General features: G+C 59.6%; 18 protein-coding genes. 10 read left to right on the top strand and 8 right to left on the bottom strand.

All coding sequences use genetic code 11. From position 1 onward, the window contains the following. The first annotated feature begins 1 nt into the window (after position 1). From FJ957_RS23580 to arcC, 6 genes are all read left to right on the top strand, one after another. Entirely contained in the window at positions 2-715 is a 714-nt protein-coding gene (locus FJ957_RS23580) for a phosphoribosyltransferase (protein ID WP_140835221.1), read from the top strand. Between the two features lie 11 nt (positions 716-726). Beyond that, positions 727-1,176 (top strand): pyridoxamine 5'-phosphate oxidase family protein, encoded by a 450-nt coding sequence (locus tag FJ957_RS23575; RefSeq protein ID WP_140835220.1) that lies wholly within the window; start codon positions 727-729, stop codon positions 1,174-1,176. 270 nt (positions 1,177-1,446) lie between these two features. Continuing rightward, positions 1,447-2,913, top strand: a complete 1,467-nt coding sequence (arcD, locus tag FJ957_RS23570; protein ID WP_140835219.1) for an arginine-ornithine antiporter — start codon at positions 1,447-1,449, stop codon at positions 2,911-2,913. A gap of 10 nt (positions 2,914-2,923) precedes the next feature. Then, on the top strand, positions 2,924-4,138 hold the full coding sequence (locus FJ957_RS23565; RefSeq protein WP_140835218.1) for an arginine deiminase: 1,215 nt from the start codon (positions 2,924-2,926) through the stop codon (positions 4,136-4,138). Positions 4,139-4,149: 11 nt separating this feature from the next. Further along, positions 4,150-5,151, top strand: coding sequence for an ornithine carbamoyltransferase (argF, locus tag FJ957_RS23560; RefSeq protein ID WP_140835217.1), 1,002 nt, complete (start codon positions 4,150-4,152; stop codon positions 5,149-5,151). Between the two features lies 1 nt (position 5,152). After that, a complete protein-coding gene (gene arcC, locus FJ957_RS23555) occupies positions 5,153-6,055 on the top strand; it encodes a carbamate kinase (protein WP_140835216.1) in 903 nt (300 codons plus the stop codon). 12 nt (positions 6,056-6,067) lie between these two features. Here arcC and FJ957_RS23550 read toward each other — a convergent pair whose 3' ends face one another. Continuing rightward, positions 6,068-6,577 (bottom strand): hydrolase, encoded by a 510-nt coding sequence (locus FJ957_RS23550; protein ID WP_140835215.1) that lies wholly within the window; start codon positions 6,575-6,577, stop codon positions 6,068-6,070. 210 nt (positions 6,578-6,787) lie between these two features. Between FJ957_RS23550 and FJ957_RS23545 the strand changes: the two genes are divergently transcribed. After that, positions 6,788-6,979: a hypothetical protein gene (locus FJ957_RS23545; RefSeq protein ID WP_140835214.1), complete on the top strand. Its 192-nt coding sequence runs from the start codon at positions 6,788-6,790 to the stop codon at positions 6,977-6,979. Positions 6,980-7,049: 70 nt separating this feature from the next. On the opposite strand, the gene FJ957_RS23540 is transcribed toward FJ957_RS23545, so the two are convergent. Together FJ957_RS23540 and FJ957_RS23535 are read right to left on the bottom strand one after the other, a co-directional pair. Beyond that, positions 7,050-7,430 carry a cytochrome c gene (locus FJ957_RS23540; RefSeq protein ID WP_140835213.1) on the bottom strand — a complete coding sequence of 127 codons (381 nt, stop codon included), beginning with the start codon at positions 7,428-7,430 and terminating at the stop codon, positions 7,050-7,052. Positions 7,431-7,526: 96 nt separating this feature from the next. Then, positions 7,527-7,937: a phasin family protein gene (locus tag FJ957_RS23535; RefSeq protein ID WP_140835212.1), complete on the bottom strand. Its 411-nt coding sequence runs from the start codon at positions 7,935-7,937 to the stop codon at positions 7,527-7,529. Positions 7,938-8,321: 384 nt separating this feature from the next. Here FJ957_RS23535 and FJ957_RS23530 point away from each other — a divergent pair, with 384 nt between their 5' ends. Beyond that, entirely contained in the window at positions 8,322-8,855 is a 534-nt protein-coding gene (locus FJ957_RS23530; protein ID WP_140835211.1) for a flavin reductase family protein, read from the top strand. Positions 8,856-8,948: 93 nt separating this feature from the next. Beyond that, positions 8,949-9,776: a universal stress protein gene (locus FJ957_RS23525; RefSeq protein ID WP_140835210.1), complete on the top strand. Its 828-nt coding sequence runs from the start codon at positions 8,949-8,951 to the stop codon at positions 9,774-9,776. A 361-nt stretch (positions 9,777-10,137) separates the two neighbouring features. On the opposite strand, the gene FJ957_RS31915 is transcribed toward FJ957_RS23525, so the two are convergent. Then, a complete protein-coding gene (locus FJ957_RS31915) occupies positions 10,138-10,302 on the bottom strand; it encodes a hypothetical protein (protein ID WP_181180683.1) in 165 nt (54 codons plus the stop codon). Between the two features lie 87 nt (positions 10,303-10,389). Between FJ957_RS31915 and FJ957_RS23520 the strand changes: the two genes are divergently transcribed. Then, positions 10,390-11,141 (top strand): IS5 family transposase gene (locus FJ957_RS23520; protein ID WP_140835209.1). Its coding sequence is split into 2 segments (ribosomal slippage): positions 10,390-10,720 and positions 10,720-11,141, totalling 753 coding nucleotides; the frame shifts between segments, so codons are not numbered across the junction. Between the two features lie 715 nt (positions 11,142-11,856). Here FJ957_RS23520 and FJ957_RS31910 read toward each other — a convergent pair. The 4 genes from FJ957_RS31910 to FJ957_RS23500 form a co-directional block, all read right to left on the bottom strand. Further along, positions 11,857-12,129 carry a hypothetical protein gene (locus tag FJ957_RS31910; RefSeq protein WP_181180682.1) on the bottom strand — a complete coding sequence of 91 codons (273 nt, stop codon included), beginning with the start codon at positions 12,127-12,129 and terminating at the stop codon, positions 11,857-11,859. A gap of 236 nt (positions 12,130-12,365) precedes the next feature. Then, positions 12,366-14,762, bottom strand: a complete 2,397-nt coding sequence (locus FJ957_RS23510) for a primase-helicase family protein (RefSeq protein ID WP_140835208.1) — start codon at positions 14,760-14,762, stop codon at positions 12,366-12,368. Beyond that, the gene (locus FJ957_RS23505) at positions 14,756-15,121 is read right to left on the bottom strand and encodes a hypothetical protein (protein ID WP_140835207.1); all 366 of its coding nucleotides are present in this window, start codon (positions 15,119-15,121) and stop codon (positions 14,756-14,758) included. The genes FJ957_RS23510 and FJ957_RS23505 overlap by 7 nt, the downstream gene beginning before the upstream one ends. Positions 15,122-15,350: 229 nt before the next feature. Further along, positions 15,351-15,851: a helix-turn-helix domain-containing protein gene (locus FJ957_RS23500; RefSeq protein ID WP_140835206.1), complete on the bottom strand. Its 501-nt coding sequence runs from the start codon at positions 15,849-15,851 to the stop codon at positions 15,351-15,353. Between the last annotated feature and the right edge of the window lie 263 nt (positions 15,852-16,114).

The raw sequence follows: 16,114 nt of genomic DNA, 5'->3' as shown, positions 1-16,114 counted from the left end.
GATGTTTCGCGATCGGCAGGAGGCAGGGCAGAAGCTCGGAGCCTCGTTGGAGGCGCTTCAGCTGAAGGATCCAATTGTGCTCGCCTTACCACGCGGTGGTGTTCCTGTCGCAGCCGAGATTGCCAAGACACTGAAGGCGCCTTTAGACCTGGTCATCGTTCGAAAGGTCGGAGCACCTGGCAATCCGGAACTTGCCGTCGCCGCCATCGTGGACGGAAACCCGCCGGACGTCGTTCTTAACCGGGAGATCGTGGAAGTCTACGCTCTCGGTGACAGCGCACTACGAGTTTTGATCGCGCAGGAACGGCCCGAATTGGAGCAGCGTCGCGCAATATATCGCGGGAAGGAGCCGCCCCTCTCGGTGGCTGGCAAAACGGTGATTGTTGTCGACGACGGAGCTGCGACCGGAACGACGATGAAGGTGGCCATCCGGGCGTTGAAGCGACGTTCCCCACAAAGGATCATCGTCGCGCTGCCGGTCGCGCCGCCGGAGACGATGGACGAGCTCGCGCAGGAAGCGGATCTGACGATCTGTCTCAACCAGCCTGCTCGTTTCCGGGCGCTCAGCTATTATTATGGCAGCTTTCCACAGCTCTCCGACAGCGAGGTGCTCGATATGATGGCGCTGGCTCACGAGGATCGCCGCAATGCTGTCGACAAAACACGCTCCGGCACAAACGCCGCAAGCAAATTGCGGCATGGGGCCGGCACCTAGGAGTTTCGGCGATGCAGATCCGCACCCTTTCCACCTTGGAATGCACGAAGCTGTTGATGGCCAATCGAGTCGGCCGCCTGGCATGTGCGAGAGACGGGCAACCTTATGTCGTGCCGCTCTACTATGCCTATGCGGACAATCGCCTCTATGCGTTTTCGATGGTGGGCAAGAAGATCGACTGGATGCGCATAAATCCGCTTGTGTCGGTGCAGGTCGACGAACACAGCACCACCCGAGGTTGGAAAAGCGTGGTCGTCGGCGGCCGTTATGAGGAACTTCCCGATCGAACCGAACACAAGGTGCAGCTTGATCACGCATGGTCGTTGCTGAGCAAGCATGCCGACTGGTGGGAACCAGGCGCGCTCAAGCCGATCGCATCCACAGACGCGGAGCACATTCCTCATGTATTCTTCAGCATCTTCATCGCGGAAGTTTCTGGTCGCGAGTTGTTCGAGAACTAACCCTTAAGTAGAGGGCGTGCGTATGCTGCGCCAAGCCAACTGCCGGTCGAAGTGACTGGCCGCATATGCAGCCGACTTGAGGCTCCGCCATGGCCTCGCACATAGCTGGCGAGAGCGCGATGCGCCGAACCGCAGCCGCACTGCTATAGCCTCGTACGAACTTGTCTGCGCTGAACAGTCACTTGCAACGAACTGGATTTGACCAGGGTCAAGGCCCCCGACCTCTTTTCCTGTTGAATGCCCCCATCACTCCAAAGGTGGGAGGGCCCTATGGCCACAACAGACCTCAATGTCCCTATTCGGGAAGCGGCCACCGCAGCATCGACGAAATTAAGGCTGGGATCGCTTACGGCACTCGTCATCGGCTCGATGGTAGGCTCGGGCGTGTTCAGCCTGCCCCAGAATATGGCGGCCGGCGCTGGTCCACTTGCTGTCCTGATTGGCTGGACGATCACGGCCGTCGGCATGCTCGCACTGGTATTCGTCTACCAATCGCTGGCAGTGCGCCGGCCTGAACTCGATGCCGGCCCCTACGCTTATGCCAAAGCCGGCTTCGGCCCCTTCATCGGCTTCAACAGCGCCTGGGGCTATTGGATCAGCGCATGGGTCGGCAATGTGTCCTACGCCGTAATCGTCTTCAGCGCGTTGTCCTATTTCTTCCCCGCCTTCGGCGATGGGAATACCTGGCAGGCGGTGCTCGGCGCCTCGATCCTTTTGTGGATCATTCATTTCCTCGTTCTTGGTGGCATTCGCCAGGCTGCAATCGTCAACACCATCGTGACCGTGGCCAAGATCGCTCCGGTGGTGCTCTTTGTTGGCGTTGTAGCGATCGCCTTCAAGCTCAAAGTCTGGTCGCTCGACTTCACAGGGCTCGGCAACGCTTCTCTCGGTTCGATCGCCGCTCAGGTGAAGAGCACGATGTTGGTGACGCTGTGGGTCTTCATCGGCATCGAGGGTGCTAGCGTCTTCTCGGCGCGCGCGGAGCGCCGCAAGGACATCGCGACCGCGACGGTACTCGGCTTCTTCACGTGCCTCGCGCTTTATGCGCTGGTATCGCTACTTTCGCTCGGTATTCTGAGCCAACCCGACCTGGCCGCCCTGAAGAACCCATCCATGGCAGGCGTGCTGGAGGCAGTTGTCGGACCTTGGGGCGCGATGCTCATCAATCTTGCGCTCGTCGTCTCGGTGGTCGGCGCCTTCCTGAGTTGGACCCTGCTTGCCGCTGAGATTCCACACGTCGCCGGCAAGGACGGGACCATGCCGAAGTTCTTCGGTCACGAGAGCGAACGCGGCGTCCCCTCGACCTCGCTGCTCATCACCAACCTGCTTGTCCAGACCTTCCTGGTGATCACGCTCTTTGCCCATAGCACCTACCAGGCGCTTTTCTACATCGCCTCGGCGGCAATTCTCGTGCCCTACATCTTCTCAGGAGCTTTCGCCGCCAAGTTAGCACTCACCGGAGAAAGCTATCAGAGCGGCGAAGGCAGAACGGGACCGCTCGTTGCCGGCATCGTAGCGACGATCTACGGACTGTGGCTCGTTTATGCGGCCGGACCTGCGTACCTGTTCATGTGCGCGATCCTTTATGCACCGGGCATCATCTTCTACGTCTGGGCCCGCCGCGAGGCCGATCAACGCGCCTTCCGCCCGGTGGAGGCTGTCATCGCGGTCGCGCTCGTCGCAGTCGCAATCCTCGCCGTCTACGAGATGTGGACCGGCGCCGTCAGCGCACTTTGAGAGCTATCCCATGTCAAATCTGGGGGTTCACTCGGAAGTCGGTCGCCTGCGAGAGGTGATGGTCCACAGGCCGGATCTCAGCCTGCGCAGGTTGACGCCGGACAACTGCAAGTCGATGCTGTTCGACGACGTGTTGTGGGTAAAGCGGGCGCGCCAGGAACACGACGTCTTCGTCGATGCACTACGTGAGCGCGGCGTGGTGGTGCATTCGTTCGGCGAGCTCCTCGCCGAGACCATGGGGATCGGCAAGGCCCGCGACTGGCTCCTCGATCGCCGGGTGCACGCCGGCGTGGTTGGCCTTGACATGGTCGACGAGATGCGAGGCTGGCTGAACGAGATGTCGGCCGGCCTGCTGGCAACCTGTCTCGTTGGCGGCATCGCCCGCGCGGAGCTGCCGTTCGATCCCAAGGGTTTAACTGGAAGGACGCTCGCGCCCCAGGACTTCGTCCTGCCGCCATTGCCCAACCAGCTCTTCACCCGCGACAGCTCCTGCTGGATCTACCGCTCCGTCTCCGTGAATGCCATGTACTGGCCTGCCAGGCGACCGGAAGCGGCCAATGTCGAAGCGGTCTATCGCTTCCACCCGCATTTCCGTGACAGCGGCATTCCGCTCGTGTCGCCGCAGGCAGGAACAGGTATCAGCCTGGAAGGCGGCGATGTCATGCCCGTTGGCGAGGGCGTCGCTCTGGTCGGGATGGGCGAGCGCACCACGCCGCAAGCAGTGGGTGATCTCGCCCGCAGCCTGTTCGCGGCCGGCGAAGCCACGCATGTGATCGCGGCGCTGATGCCGCGCGACCGCTCCTTCATGCATCTCGACACCGTCTTCACCTTCTGCGACCGGGACCTTGCCACCATGTACCCGCCCGTCGTCGACAGGCTGCGCACCTTCTCGATCCGGCCCGGAGACGGCGATGCGGCAGTCGAGGTCAGGGAAGAGAACACCCCCTTCACAAAGGTCGTGGCGGAGGCTCTCGGCTTGAAGTCGCTGCGGATCATCGCCACGGGCGGCGACCGCTACGAGGCCGAGCGCGAGCAATGGGACGACGGCAACAACGTCGTCGCGGTCGAGCCGGGGGTCGTCATCGGCTACGACCGCAACGTCTACACCAACACGCTCCTGCGGCGCGCGGGTATCGAGGTGATCACCGTCGAGGGCGCCGAACTCAGCCGCGGCCGCGGCGGCGGTCATTGCATGACCTGCCCCGTCGCACGCGACCCCATCTGAAAGGACACCCAATGTCGATCAACCTGCATGGCCGTTCAGTGCTTTCACTGGATGACCTTTCGGCCGGAGAAATCCGCTTCCTTCTGAAGTTGGCCGCCGATCTTAAGGCCGGCAAGCAGGCGGGTCATGAGATACCGCGCCTGGTTCGCAAGAACATCGCCCTCATCTTCGAAAAAGATTCGACACGCACACGGACCGGCTTCGAGGTGGCCGCCTATGATCAGGGCGCCCACGTCACCTATTTCGGTCCGTCCGGCAGCCACATCGGGCACAAGGAATCCATGAAGGACACCGCGCGCGTGCTGGGGCGGATGTATGACGCAATCGAGTATCGCGGCTTTGCCCAGCACCAGGCCGAAATGCTGGCGGCGCACGCCGGCGTGCCCGTCTACAACGGCCTGACGGATGAAGCACACCCGACCCAGATCCTCGCCGATTTCATGACGATGCGCGAGTTCACGCACAAGCATCTGTCGGATATGACCGTCGCATTCGTCGGCGAGGGACGCGACAATGTAGCCCAGTCGCTGGCGTTGGGGGCCGCCAAGGTCGGCATGGACATGCGCATCACCTCGCCGAAGGAGTTGTGGCCGGACCAGGAATTCTGCAACCATGTCAAGGGACTCGCGGATCGCAGCGGGGGCCGCTTCCGGCTCGATGAAGACGTGAAGGGCTGCGTCCAGGATGCCGACTTCATCTACACCGACGTCTGGATGTCGATGGGCGAGGACAAGTCCGACTGGCCGGAGCGCATCCGTCTCCTGACGCCCTATCGGGTGACCAAGGAAGTGATGGCGGCCAGCGGCAATCCGCATGTGAAGTTCATGCACTGCCTGCCAGCATTCCACGACACCGACACCGAAGTCGGCGCCTATATCGCGCGCGAATTCGGCATCGACTGCATGGAGGTGACCGACGACGTGTTCGAGTCCGGCGCCTCGATCGTCTTTGACCAGGCGGAGAACCGCATGCACACGATCAAGGCGCTGCTCGTCGCCACGATCGGCAACTGACATGCTGATCGTGACGGCCCTCGGCGGGAACGCGCTGTTGCGGCGCGGCGAACCCATGACCGCCGAAAACCAACGCAACAATGTCAAGCGCGCCGCGTCCGCTCTGGCCGCGCTGATTGGCGAGGGCCATTCGCTCGTAATCACGCATGGCAACGGCCCGCAGGTCGGTCTGCTGGCGCTTCAGGCCGCCGCAATGAATGGCAGCGCATTTCCGCTAGATGTGCTCGGCGCCGAAAGTGCCGGGATGATCGGCTACGTGATCGAGCAGGAGCTTCGCAACCTCATCGGCTCGAGGCTGTTCGCGACATTGCTGACCCAGGTGAAGGTCGACCCGCTCGACCCGGCCTTCGCACAGCCGACGAAACCGATAGGCCCGGTCTATGTTGAAGAGACCGCTCGGCAATTGGCAGCAAAGAGAAATTGGACAATCGCGCCCGACGGTGACAAGTGGCGCCGTGTCGTCGCCTCGCCTCGACCCGTCGAGATACTGGAGGCATCCGTCATTTCACTTCTTGTCGATCGCAACGTGGTCGTTATCTGCGGTGGCGGAGGCGGTGTCCCGGTTGTCGCGCGTGAGGACGGCAGTCTTATTGGCGTCGAAGCCGTCATCGACAAGGACCTCGCGAGCTCGCTGCTGGCGCGCCAGTTGAAAGCCGACATGCTCTTGATGCTCACGGATGTCGACGCAGTCTATGTGGGCTACGGCACGCCGGATGCCCGCGCGCTGCGCAATGTCGGAGCAAGGGAGCTTTCGGGCAAGGATTTCCCCGCCGGCTCGATGGGCCCCAAGATCAGTGCCGCGACCGAATTCGTCCAAGCGACGGGCAATCCCGCTGCGATCGGCCGGCTAGAGGACGCGACGGAGATCGTCGAGCGTCGTAAGGGCACCTGGTTCGAGCCCTAGCCTTGGCCGATTTCAGGAGATTTTCGCCACGCCGACAATGTAGTTCTTGCCATAGGCCGCAGCGCATTTTGGGCAGGTCGTATAAAAGAAATACACATCGCTCGCATCGGGATTGCGCTGGTGCGCGAGCTCAAGCATTTCCTCATGCCAACCTCTTGCCTGCTCGAATGCCCCTTCGAAAACCTTGGTGACGAAGTCGCCCGTCAGTGCAGTCGTTTCCTCTTCGGGCACGGCCTTCGAAACCGAAAAAAGATGCTCGCTCGTCCAAGGCGAGAGATCGCGGCTTAGAACGATGAACTGACCTTCGGCAGAAGCGCCGGCGTCGTCGATATGCTCGCTGACGCGGGCAAAGACGCTGCCCATGTTCACCGGAACATGCATGATGCTGTGGGTTGTCGCCCTGACGAACGGCTTGTCGGTGAAATGCAATTCCTGATTGTCCCAGCCGACCGGGTTGAATTTTGGACAGCAACCCGTGGTGTTCACGCTGGCATCGTAGTGCGGTGTTTCGTTGGTGCGCATAGTGGTCTCCCGATGCGCGACAGCAGATCAGCCGAGCGCCCGAACGTCATTGATCACGATCAACGCCGCCTGATCAGCAATTGATGCGCATCAATGCCAGTCTGCGCCGGCCCGGCTAAATAGATCGACTATGTCGATATGGTCAGCGCGAAAGACGCTGAAGGGGCAGATGGCGATTGGCAGATCGCGCTAGCAGGAGAGGAGTTCAGGATGGCAAAGAGAACCGAAAGGATCGAGATTGGCATGGACCTCGCCGCAAGATGTCGCGTTACCGACACTTGGCAGGATGATTTCGGGGACCAATGGGTCAAGGTGGTCATCGAGGGCCATGACGTTCCGGTGACGTTGAAGGCGGCCCACTTCTATCCCTTTGACGATCACGACGTTGCGCATACATCCTGAGGAATCCTTGAGAACATGCGGCTCGGATTGCCAAGGCTAGTTTTCGGATTCAGTCGACGCGGCAGCTAAATCAACGGTCAAGCGTCCGGATGTAGGCGACAATCGCTCCGATCTGCTGGGGATCGGCGACAAACTCCGGCATGTCCGGGTGGCCAGTCGAGATCCCTTCCGCCAGCGCCTCCTCCAAGTCTTCGATCGGGTAGCGCAGATGCAGTGTTCGAAAAGGAGGTGCGTCCGGATGTGCGCTTTCACCAGTCGAGCCGGTTGCGTGGCAGCGTGCGCAGTTTGCCTCCACAAGCCTTCGGCCATGGGAAACCTGGAGATTGTCGTTTGCCCAGGTTGCCGGCGTGCCTGCGAGCATGGGCGCAACGATAATAATCTTCAACAGCGTTTTGCGTTTCATACTCGTAGCATACGGCATCAAGATCTGCAGCGCCTTGACTTGGCTCAAACGCCAATGAGCTCTTACTCCACGATACGCAGACGACTGATCGCAACCTCAGTTCGTCCAGCTATCGATTTCGCCTTCTTGTTTGATTGGAACACTTCAGGGCGCCAGGGTTGCCGCGGCCATATCATCGACCGCTGTATACGCCTCTTTGCGAACTTGGCCGGCCGTCTCCGTCGCGAGCTTGGCACCGATGCACGCGAACTCGCCCACCTCGTTCGCATAGTCGGACGCGGCATTCTGCCAAAAATTGGCGAACACGTCGAAGCTATCGGCGAATTCACCGCTATCCTTCAGCGTTTCGATCAGCTTCAGATCGTCCCAAAATCGCCGGCCAAGAAAGGACGCAGCTTCAATCTGGCAGCGGAACAGCCCTTGGATGGAATGCAGCTGCAGCGCGGTGGTCGCCTCCAACAGCTTCTGCCCTGCCCTGACAAAGGGGAACAACTCCGGCGCGCGGAATTCTCCTGCATTCCAAAACATGATGGCCTCCTCGATCTCAGCTTTCACTGCCTCATCTCTGGCCGGCGCGGCCTTGAACGGCGGCCGAAGCGATGGCTCACCGCATCGAGCTTGCGTCTCTTGGAAGACGCCGTTTCGAAGTAAATGCCGACCCCGGCGATCCAAGCGAGGCAATGCAGGATGCCCCGAAAGAGAATGCCTCCAGCGGACATGAACTGATCCTCGTGTGGCTCTGATCGAAACATCGCAAGGTCGATTCCGGCACGCATTGATCCCGATCAATCGACCGCCAGGCGCAAACCTGCATCGACCTCCGGATTCCCCTTCTCGCCAGCCGCTTCCCGACTTTGACATTGATCAAGGCGAGGAAGGGCATTGCCGGGCACGACATCGGCGAAGCAATTGTCTTGCAGAAAGCGGAATGAGGACGCGATGAAGGAACTGCCGCTTGCCGAAGTCTATCGGCTGATCGAGCCTGGTCCCGTTGTCCTCCTGACAACAAGGTCAAAGCAGGGTCGCGCGAACGTCATGACCATGTCCTGGCACATGATGATGGGGATCGCGCCGCCGACCATGGCCCGCGTCGTATCGAGCGACGACTTCTCCTTCTTCGCCTTGCGTCACACGAAGGAATGCGTAGTCGCGATCCCTGCCATTGGCCTTGCGGAAAAGGTCGTCAAGATCGGAAACTGCTCCGGGCGCGACACCGACAAGTTCGCGACAGCCTGGTTGACGCCTCTTCCCGCCGAGCGCGTTTCGGCTCCCCTGATCGCCGAGTGCTACGCCAATCTCGAATGCCGGGTCATCGATACACGCCTGGTGAACAGATATAACCTGTTCGTCCTCGAGGTCCTGAAAGCCTGGATCGACCCGGTTCAACCGAAACCGAAGACGATCCATCACATCGGAAATGGCACCTTCGTCGTGGACGGCGAGTCGGTCCATTTCGAATCCCGCATCCCCTGATGCCGCTGTAGCCATTTTGATCGACATCAAGGTGGGAACGTTCCTGCAAATCTAGCTTCGGTGCACCAAACCTCACAAACCGGAAGCACCCCGATGAGCTACAGATCCATTCTTTTGAACCTTGGCATTGACGGTTCAATCGAACCCCTGACACGGATCGGCATCGATCTTGCCAAACGTTTCGATGCAAAGCTGATTGGCTTCTGCGCCGCGGACGCACCGCTGCCGGTGACGATGGCGCCCGAGGGCGCGGCGATCGCGGCCGAGATCTGGGAGCAGTCTAAGGATGAAATTCGGCAGAGGCTTGGAAGCATCAGGAGCGAATTCGAGAGTCTCGTCGCCGGAGCGGTAAAGACGGATTGGCGAGGCACGATCGAGAATCCGGATCACGCCGTAGCCAGGAGTTCTCGTCTCGCCGACCTCGTCGTCACGACAGCCTCGCAGGGGGCATCCACGGGCGACTCTTACCGCACGGCCGATCCAGGCTCCCTGGTGCTGCGTGCCGGCCGGCCGATCCTGGTCGTTGCCCACGGTGCGGCGGATTTGCCAGCTCGCAAGATCGTGGTGGCCTGGAAGGACACTCGTGAAGCGAGACGGGCTGTCGCAGACGCTTTGCCGCTCATGGCGATGGCAAGCGAGGTCACCATCGTGGCGATCGATCATAATCCGGATGATTGGCTCAGTGATAGTGTCAACGACGCCGTAAGCTTCCTGGCAGACCACGATATCAAAGCACGAACGGAAGTCATCAAGACGGAGGATGATGACGGCAACCGCCTCATAGATTTCCTCGCCTCGGTCAGGGCGGAGTTGGTCGTGTCAGGCGCCTACGGACACAGCCGCGTGCGGGAATGGGTGTTCGGCGGCGTGACACGTTCTCTGTTGGATGAGGCCTGGCTCCATCGGCTGATGTCGAGTTGATGCCGAAGCGAGTAACTTCCAGGACGTTGTTAATTTGCTTGCTGTCAAACCGCCACTAACCTAGGCATTTCGATGCCCGGCGCGAATGCACTATTCTCATTGCAGTGGATCTTGAACCAAGCGCTCAATCCACCGGCAGGGCAGCTACCCGCTTCTAGAACCCTCTTACCCCCTGAGCCAACTCCGGGGCCCTAGATCAGATGATGCGCTCGCGCCGAACGCCCTGACTTATCCACGCCTCGCGTTGCCGCCCCATGCAGTTGCGCCTACGCCAAAAGAGGATCGAGGTGGAGGGCCGCCAGTTGGAACCTCAGTTCCAGCCCTGGCGGCTTCAACCTTACCGCTTAGTGAGGTTTGCCCCCTAGTTGACGCGGTTCGGTTGATCCATCTTGTTCAAATACCGGATGTCACGACCGCGCTCCCCCACCGGCTGCTTTGAGATCATCTCCCGCACATCCTTGGTGAATTCTTGGAGGTCCCTTTCGAACCTTCCATCATCATCTTCATCACCCATCTCGTCGTGCATTTTGAATTCACTCCACACCTTGCTGCGGTCTAAGGCTTGTTGAGATTCAGGATTCCCATCTTGGCTTGGTCGTGATTCAAGCTTTTGATGGAACGATTCGTATTGACGGACGCCCAGTGGGCGAGGATGGAACCGCACTGTCTGGGTAAGGCGATAGACCCTGGACGAAGTGGAGGTGACAATCGCCTGTTTGTTGAAGCAGTTCTCTGGATCGTGCGCACTGGAAGCCCATGGCGCGATCTGCCTGCCTTCTTCGGTAAGTGGAACAGCGTCTTCACGCGATACCGCGGTTGGGTCAAAGCCGATGTTTTCATTCGGCTTTTCGAGGCCTGCTCCGATGCCCCGGATATGGAGTACGCCATGGTCGACGCTACCATAGTCAAGGTCCATCGCCACGGCCAGGGCGCAAAAGGGGGACTCAGAGCCAGGCCATTGGTCGCTCCAAAGGCGGCATGACGACCAAGATCTTGGCGCTTACCGACGCGCTTGGCAATCTCGTGCGCTTTGTTCTGCTGCCGGGCCAGCGGTTCGATACGGTCGGTGTCGAACCGCTCATCGCGGGTCTCAGCTTCGACGCTCTGATCGCCGATAAGGCCTTCGACAGCAACGTCATCATCGCCGATCTGAACGAGCGCGGCGCCAAGGTCGTCATTTCTCAGCACTCGCGCCGTGCAAAGCCGCTGCCGCTCGATGCCGAGATGTACAAATGGCGTCATCTGATCGAAAACTTCTTCTGCAAACTCAAGGAATTCAAACGTATCGCCATGCGCGCCGACAAAACCGACCAGAGTTTCAGTGCCATCATCCATCTCGCTGCCGCCGTCATAAACTCACGATGAATCTCAACAAACCCTAGTGTGTGGAAGGGCACCTGAGACTGATATGCCGCTTGAAGCGCATTTGGCTCGCTGACCCACAGCTCATGAAAACCGGTGCACATTGCAGCTCCGGCGCCACGACATCGCTCCAAGGCAACAACACTCACCCAATGGTATTTTTCGTTCAAGTAGCTGACAATAGATTGCGCCGAGGCCGCGTTTCCGTTTTCTGTTTGCAGGAAGAAAAAGAGGAACGCTCTGCGCCTCATCCTTTCTGTTTCCTGCACCACATACCTAATGGCATCCTCATCAATGTCAGAGTTCATGTAGAGGAAATTACAACCCCACCGTCGCGCGAAAAATTTAGCCCCGAGAGACACATATTCACCAATTTCCATAAAGGTCCTTTCAGATCGTTCGCCAACACGTTTGTCGCGCTGGCTCAAAACGTGAAATAGTGAAACCTGCCATGCGGTACGATGGGTAAATTCCACTTACCCTATAATATCGGCCAGAAAGGCTCGGATAAGCCGCTCAGCGCAACCTTGGTGATGTTGCGAATGGGATCCACAGGCAAAGATCCTCGTCTTCGCTGTAGCGAGGCGACAGCGCATTGGTACTCACCATCGCTGACGTGTCTCGGAGGAAACCAGACCAAGCCTCAGCTGCCCGTGCTGCGCGGGGCGCATGCACAAACGTGAGCAATCCTCGCGTTAGTACAATTATTTCATCTAACCTAGGCGACCTCGACCTCGCGGAAATTCCGCCACAGCCGATTCACCGCGGGGAAAAGGTTGTTCACGCCCTCCAGCTGGGCGATACGTTCGCGTACCGCATCCTCGCTGACCACGTCGAGCGGCATGCCCATCTCCCGCAGCCAGAGCGCCGAGAACTGCCAATCGGAACACTTACCACCTGAGAGCCACTCGGCGATCTTGTCCGGGCGATAGTAGATGCGGTTGCCCTGCCCGCGCCGCATCGGTTCGGTTGCGGGGCCCAGATCCCTCATTCGCCAATTCGCCAGGGACTGGAGGGAGGTGCCCAGGGACCGGGCTGCGAGTCGGGAGGGTATCGGCCGCCACGGAGGGAGGCTGGTCGACATGGCGATCGTGTAGAAATGCTTAATGTCGACGTGCCTAGCAATGCCCTTCGGTGTCCAACTGTCCAACTGTCCAACCTCTTTTTCTTCAAGGTGATAATTAGAAGAGGTATAAGTCTGCATAGTACCTTGCTCCGCGCACCTGGTCAGTTGGCCAGCTGGACAGCGGCTGCAACGACAGTCGGCAGTCCCAATGACATGACCTCCGAGTCCCTACCCGTCAGGGCAGCCCGGACCTCATCGCTCGAAGCGTCCATCCACCTTTCGACTTCTTGCCACGCCCACACGTAGCCACGCGGCGACCGCCCAAGGCGCGGAATGGACGTCTTCGTGCTCCGCTTGGAGTCGCCGAGCCTCTTTAGGATCGGCGTGATCTGCTGCACCGTGATTGTCTTCCTCATCCGCTCTTCCACCGCCTCGGCGACGTCCTCGGCCAGGTACACGGGCCGATTGAACGGTCCAGAGCGGGTTTCCCGCAGCTCAACGATAACCTGTTCCAGCACGGGCGCGCTGGCCCGGATCAACTCTTCCTTCGCACCGGTTCGCGGCGGCTCAGCGTTCGCGTCGAAGTCAGTGAGATTGACATGCAGGAGGTAGTGCTTGAAGGCGGCGACGCACTCGTCCGAGAGGCCGACGTCGACGAGCTGACGATAATATGCGTCTTCCCGCTTAGCGGCGTCGACCTTGCACACGAAGAGCCGCCGGTCGTCATGCTCGATGGCCATGGGCTTATCGCTGTTGGTCATGATGATGATGCCGCGAGGCGTCCTCACGTTGAACGCGTCAATCCCCTTGCGCTCGACGGATTGGATCTCTTCCGTGGCCCAACGCTTAAGGCGGTTGTAGGCCACCTTAAGATCATCAATCTGCAGCTCATCCAGGGCCAAAAGACGAACGTTTCCCAGCTCAGCTTGCCAACGCTCGGCCAGGACGCCGCCGTAGACCTCGCGAACGTCATTCTCATGGAACATGCGCTTGACGACCTGCATCAGGAGGTTCTTGCCAACACCCTGCCTGGATTGCAGCACGATCGCCGACTTGATCTTGGCGGCCGGCCGCTGGACAAGATGGGCAAGGTATTGAAGGACCCACCGCTTCTCGGCGTCGCTAGGCAAAAGGTAATGAAGGTGGTCAAGCCAGAGCGAGGCGTCGCCTTCCGCGGAAGCGATGCCTCCGTCCCTCCAGGTGTTGAAGGTCCGGACGCCATTCTCCTCGACGATGAGCTTTTCATTCCCAACCAGGAAGTCGTGCTCGTCGGCCAGACAGGACAGCTTCGAATTGCGGAAGGCCGTGCTGGCCAGCTGTTTCTTGCGCATGTTCCGCGTGAAGGAGCGATCGAAATTGTCCTTCGTCTTGTCTCGCCCGGTCGAGATGTCAAAGAACAGGCCGGTTTTGGCGTCGAGAACATACTTCGCCTGTAGCGGCGCGAGGCCCGGGTCCGTGTAGGCCAGTTCCACCGGAGTCCGAATGACCATCCCCTCGCGGAAGAGGCATCCCTCGCACTCAGCGTTGGTTGCGGCGATCGTCAAGCAAAGCTTCGGGCGGAACTTCGCGGCGTGATCCAGCTTGGCCTGGGCTTCACGATAGTCGTATCGCGAGTCCCGGGCAGACATCAGATGAAAATACCGCTGCCCGTGGGAGATATGCGCCATAATGTCGGCAGCGTCCTTCCACTGCGGCTCGGTCAGCCCCTCGCTTCCCTCGTCACAGGAACGAAGAAAATTGCAGGCGGTGAACATGGCGAGAGCACCGGCCGCACACTTACTCGCATCCTCATCGTCCGAGGCCATTTCCTGACGGAGAGCGTCCGCCAGCTCATGCTCGCCAGAGCATTGCGGACTGTCGGCTATGCGGGCCGCGACCACGCCTTCCAGTTGTTCGAGAGTCCAAGTCCGACCACTTGCCCCGTCCAAGATGTGGACGGGCTTGGCCGGCTTGGTCTTCGGGTTGAACGTTCCCGGCACCCTGAGAACACGCGCGAGCTCTGCGATCGTGTCCAGCTTGAGCCCGTGCTTTTCCCAGACCAACCGAGCCTGCTCGTTCCAGGCCGACCAGAGCCGCTCAACGCGGCTCCGATCTTCTTTCGCCTCCAGAAGCAATGGCTCCTGGAACTGCCAGACCGGGTAGATCCCGCCACCCGAATGGATAGTCAGAGTGGGCTCGGGCAAGCCTGCCTCCGCCAGCAGCTCGAGCGCTTGCTTCTCGTTCTCAGGCAGGTTCTTGGCGGCGTGCACCCCAGTGGCAAGGTCGACGTCGAGTGCCAAGAAGGCCATGGTACAGGCCGTGTCCTGCCGGCGCGTCTGGTGCTCGACGGCCTGCTGATCGTGCAGAGCCACCGCCAAGTACCGGTGAACGCCTTCGGGCTGTGTTGCCAGATAATCGAAGGCGACCTCCCGATTGCTGTAAGGGAAAACCGTATGCCTCCGCCGCGTGCCTGACTGGTGGCGTTCGAACACGACGAGGTTGCCCTCGCTCAGCTGCCCGAACATGCGCTCGATGTAGTCCTTGATCTGCTTCCTGTTGGATTGCACTGCGCCTACCATGCCTTCCTTGAGAACAGTTCGGTGAGAAACGCTCGCGGATCGGCATTGTCAAAGCGCACGAACTCGCGAATGCGCCGAGCGCGATCGTCCTTCAGGATGATCTCGGCGGCCTCCCTGACATCTTCGTCACTTGCTTCGCGAGCAGCCCAGGATTTCCAGCTCGGAACAAACTCCTTCGGAAACCAGTAGTGGTCTGAGGCGTAAGCGGGATGCGGCCTCGGGCCAAGCCCAGCTTGGACAAGCTCTATGAGTGCTGCTTTCGGGATGTGAAGTCGCCGAGCGACGTTGATGTCGACCATTAGGTGTCGGTCCTGTTTGGCCAAGAGTGGGTAGAGGTCGATCGGAAACTGCTCTTTCATGTGGGTCTTCCTTCTGCACAAACTGGCTTCTGCCAGCGTCGAACAGATGTGAACCGGAAAAGAAGGCAACAACCGACGGGTGATGCGCCGCGCAGCAAGAAGATGCACCGCCGGGACCGATATGCGAGGAATAGGGCAATTTGGCCCCCCTCCTCCCATACCTGAGCAGGTGCGACTGCGCCGCGACCTAACTATGGAAACCGCATTTAACGGCCCTGATGATTGTCGGTCAGTGGCTCACGTTTGACGCCGTGGCTGTGCTTTCCAAATCGTATTGACCAACCCAACAGTAGCCCCAAACAATCGAGGAGGGTTTGGGAAGATCTTCCACATGCACCTCCAGAACATTCTCGTCCTCACACGAGAGCAAAATGCATTCGTGGTCGGGAAGATCGTCAACAACATGGGTGAGCCAAGGACGGATGTGCAGGCTCCCATCCCAAAGAGTAAAGGCGGCGAACGGCCAATTTTTGTGCATGACCATGTAGCTGGCTTTCACCACCTTGAAGTAGGAAGTATCTTTCCCTGTCGACAGGTAAACGCCAGCCGAAGGGACGGCGTCATCCTGTTCTTCGCGTAGCCGCAAGATCGGCTCCTCAAGAAAGTGCGGTTCGCCGTCGATCATGATCGGATGCGGCAGGACGCCATGCTCAGCCATCCACCGCACGTGCCGTTCGAGCACGCCGAGCAGTTCGGCGACTTCTGTAACCGTCAAATGTTTGTCGGACATAGGGTTCCTTTCAATAGCTTCGTCCGACCCATTTGGTCACGTCACGACAGACTCGCCAGATCCTACTTGCGCGATACTATAGGATGAGACGGTTTAGTTTTCCCGCTCAGGCAGTTCGGTCAATAGGCATCCCGTTTTTCAAGAAGCACCTGCCTATAACTCTATGATGACGGCGGGAGCCAATGGATGACAATGTCCGAGGTAGTCCCAGACGCCAACGCCAGGGCCGGCTCGCGCACCAGCGCTCAAGGTTGCGACCGGTA

It is taken from the genome of Mesorhizobium sp. B2-4-6 (genome assembly GCF_006442775.1).
Lineage (GTDB): Bacteria > Pseudomonadota > Alphaproteobacteria > Rhizobiales > Rhizobiaceae > Mesorhizobium.
The sequence above is the reverse complement of the archived record's forward strand: the minus strand, read 5'-3'. Positions and strand labels throughout refer to the sequence as shown.

Excerpts from the sequence above, each read along its gene's own strand:
- FJ957_RS23580 (WP_140835221.1), top strand. The coding sequence starts at position 2 with ATGTTTCGCGATCGGCAGGAGGCAGGGCAGAAGCTCGGAGCCTCGTTG.
- FJ957_RS23575 (WP_140835220.1), top strand. The coding sequence starts at position 727 with ATGCAGATCCGCACCCTTTCCACCTTGGAATGCACGAAGCTGTTGATG.
- arcD (WP_140835219.1), top strand. The coding sequence starts at position 1,447 with ATGGCCACAACAGACCTCAATGTCCCTATTCGGGAAGCGGCCACCGCA.
- FJ957_RS23565 (WP_140835218.1), top strand. The coding sequence starts at position 2,924 with ATGTCAAATCTGGGGGTTCACTCGGAAGTCGGTCGCCTGCGAGAGGTG.
- argF (WP_140835217.1), top strand. The coding sequence starts at position 4,150 with ATGTCGATCAACCTGCATGGCCGTTCAGTGCTTTCACTGGATGACCTT.
- arcC (WP_140835216.1), top strand. The coding sequence starts at position 5,153 with ATGCTGATCGTGACGGCCCTCGGCGGGAACGCGCTGTTGCGGCGCGGC.
- FJ957_RS23550 (WP_140835215.1), bottom strand. The coding sequence starts at position 6,577 with ATGCGCACCAACGAAACACCGCACTACGATGCCAGCGTGAACACCACG.
- FJ957_RS23545 (WP_140835214.1), top strand. The coding sequence starts at position 6,788 with ATGGCAAAGAGAACCGAAAGGATCGAGATTGGCATGGACCTCGCCGCA.
- FJ957_RS23530 (WP_140835211.1), top strand. The coding sequence starts at position 8,322 with ATGAAGGAACTGCCGCTTGCCGAAGTCTATCGGCTGATCGAGCCTGGT.
- FJ957_RS23525 (WP_140835210.1), top strand. The coding sequence starts at position 8,949 with ATGAGCTACAGATCCATTCTTTTGAACCTTGGCATTGACGGTTCAATC.
- FJ957_RS31915 (WP_181180683.1), bottom strand. The coding sequence starts at position 10,302 with ATGCACGACGAGATGGGTGATGAAGATGATGATGGAAGGTTCGAAAGG.
- FJ957_RS31910 (WP_181180682.1), bottom strand. The coding sequence starts at position 12,129 with ATGAGGGATCTGGGCCCCGCAACCGAACCGATGCGGCGCGGGCAGGGC.
- FJ957_RS23510 (WP_140835208.1), bottom strand. The coding sequence starts at position 14,762 with ATGGTAGGCGCAGTGCAATCCAACAGGAAGCAGATCAAGGACTACATC.
- FJ957_RS23505 (WP_140835207.1), bottom strand. The coding sequence starts at position 15,121 with ATGAAAGAGCAGTTTCCGATCGACCTCTACCCACTCTTGGCCAAACAG.
- FJ957_RS23500 (WP_140835206.1), bottom strand. The coding sequence starts at position 15,851 with ATGTCCGACAAACATTTGACGGTTACAGAAGTCGCCGAACTGCTCGGC.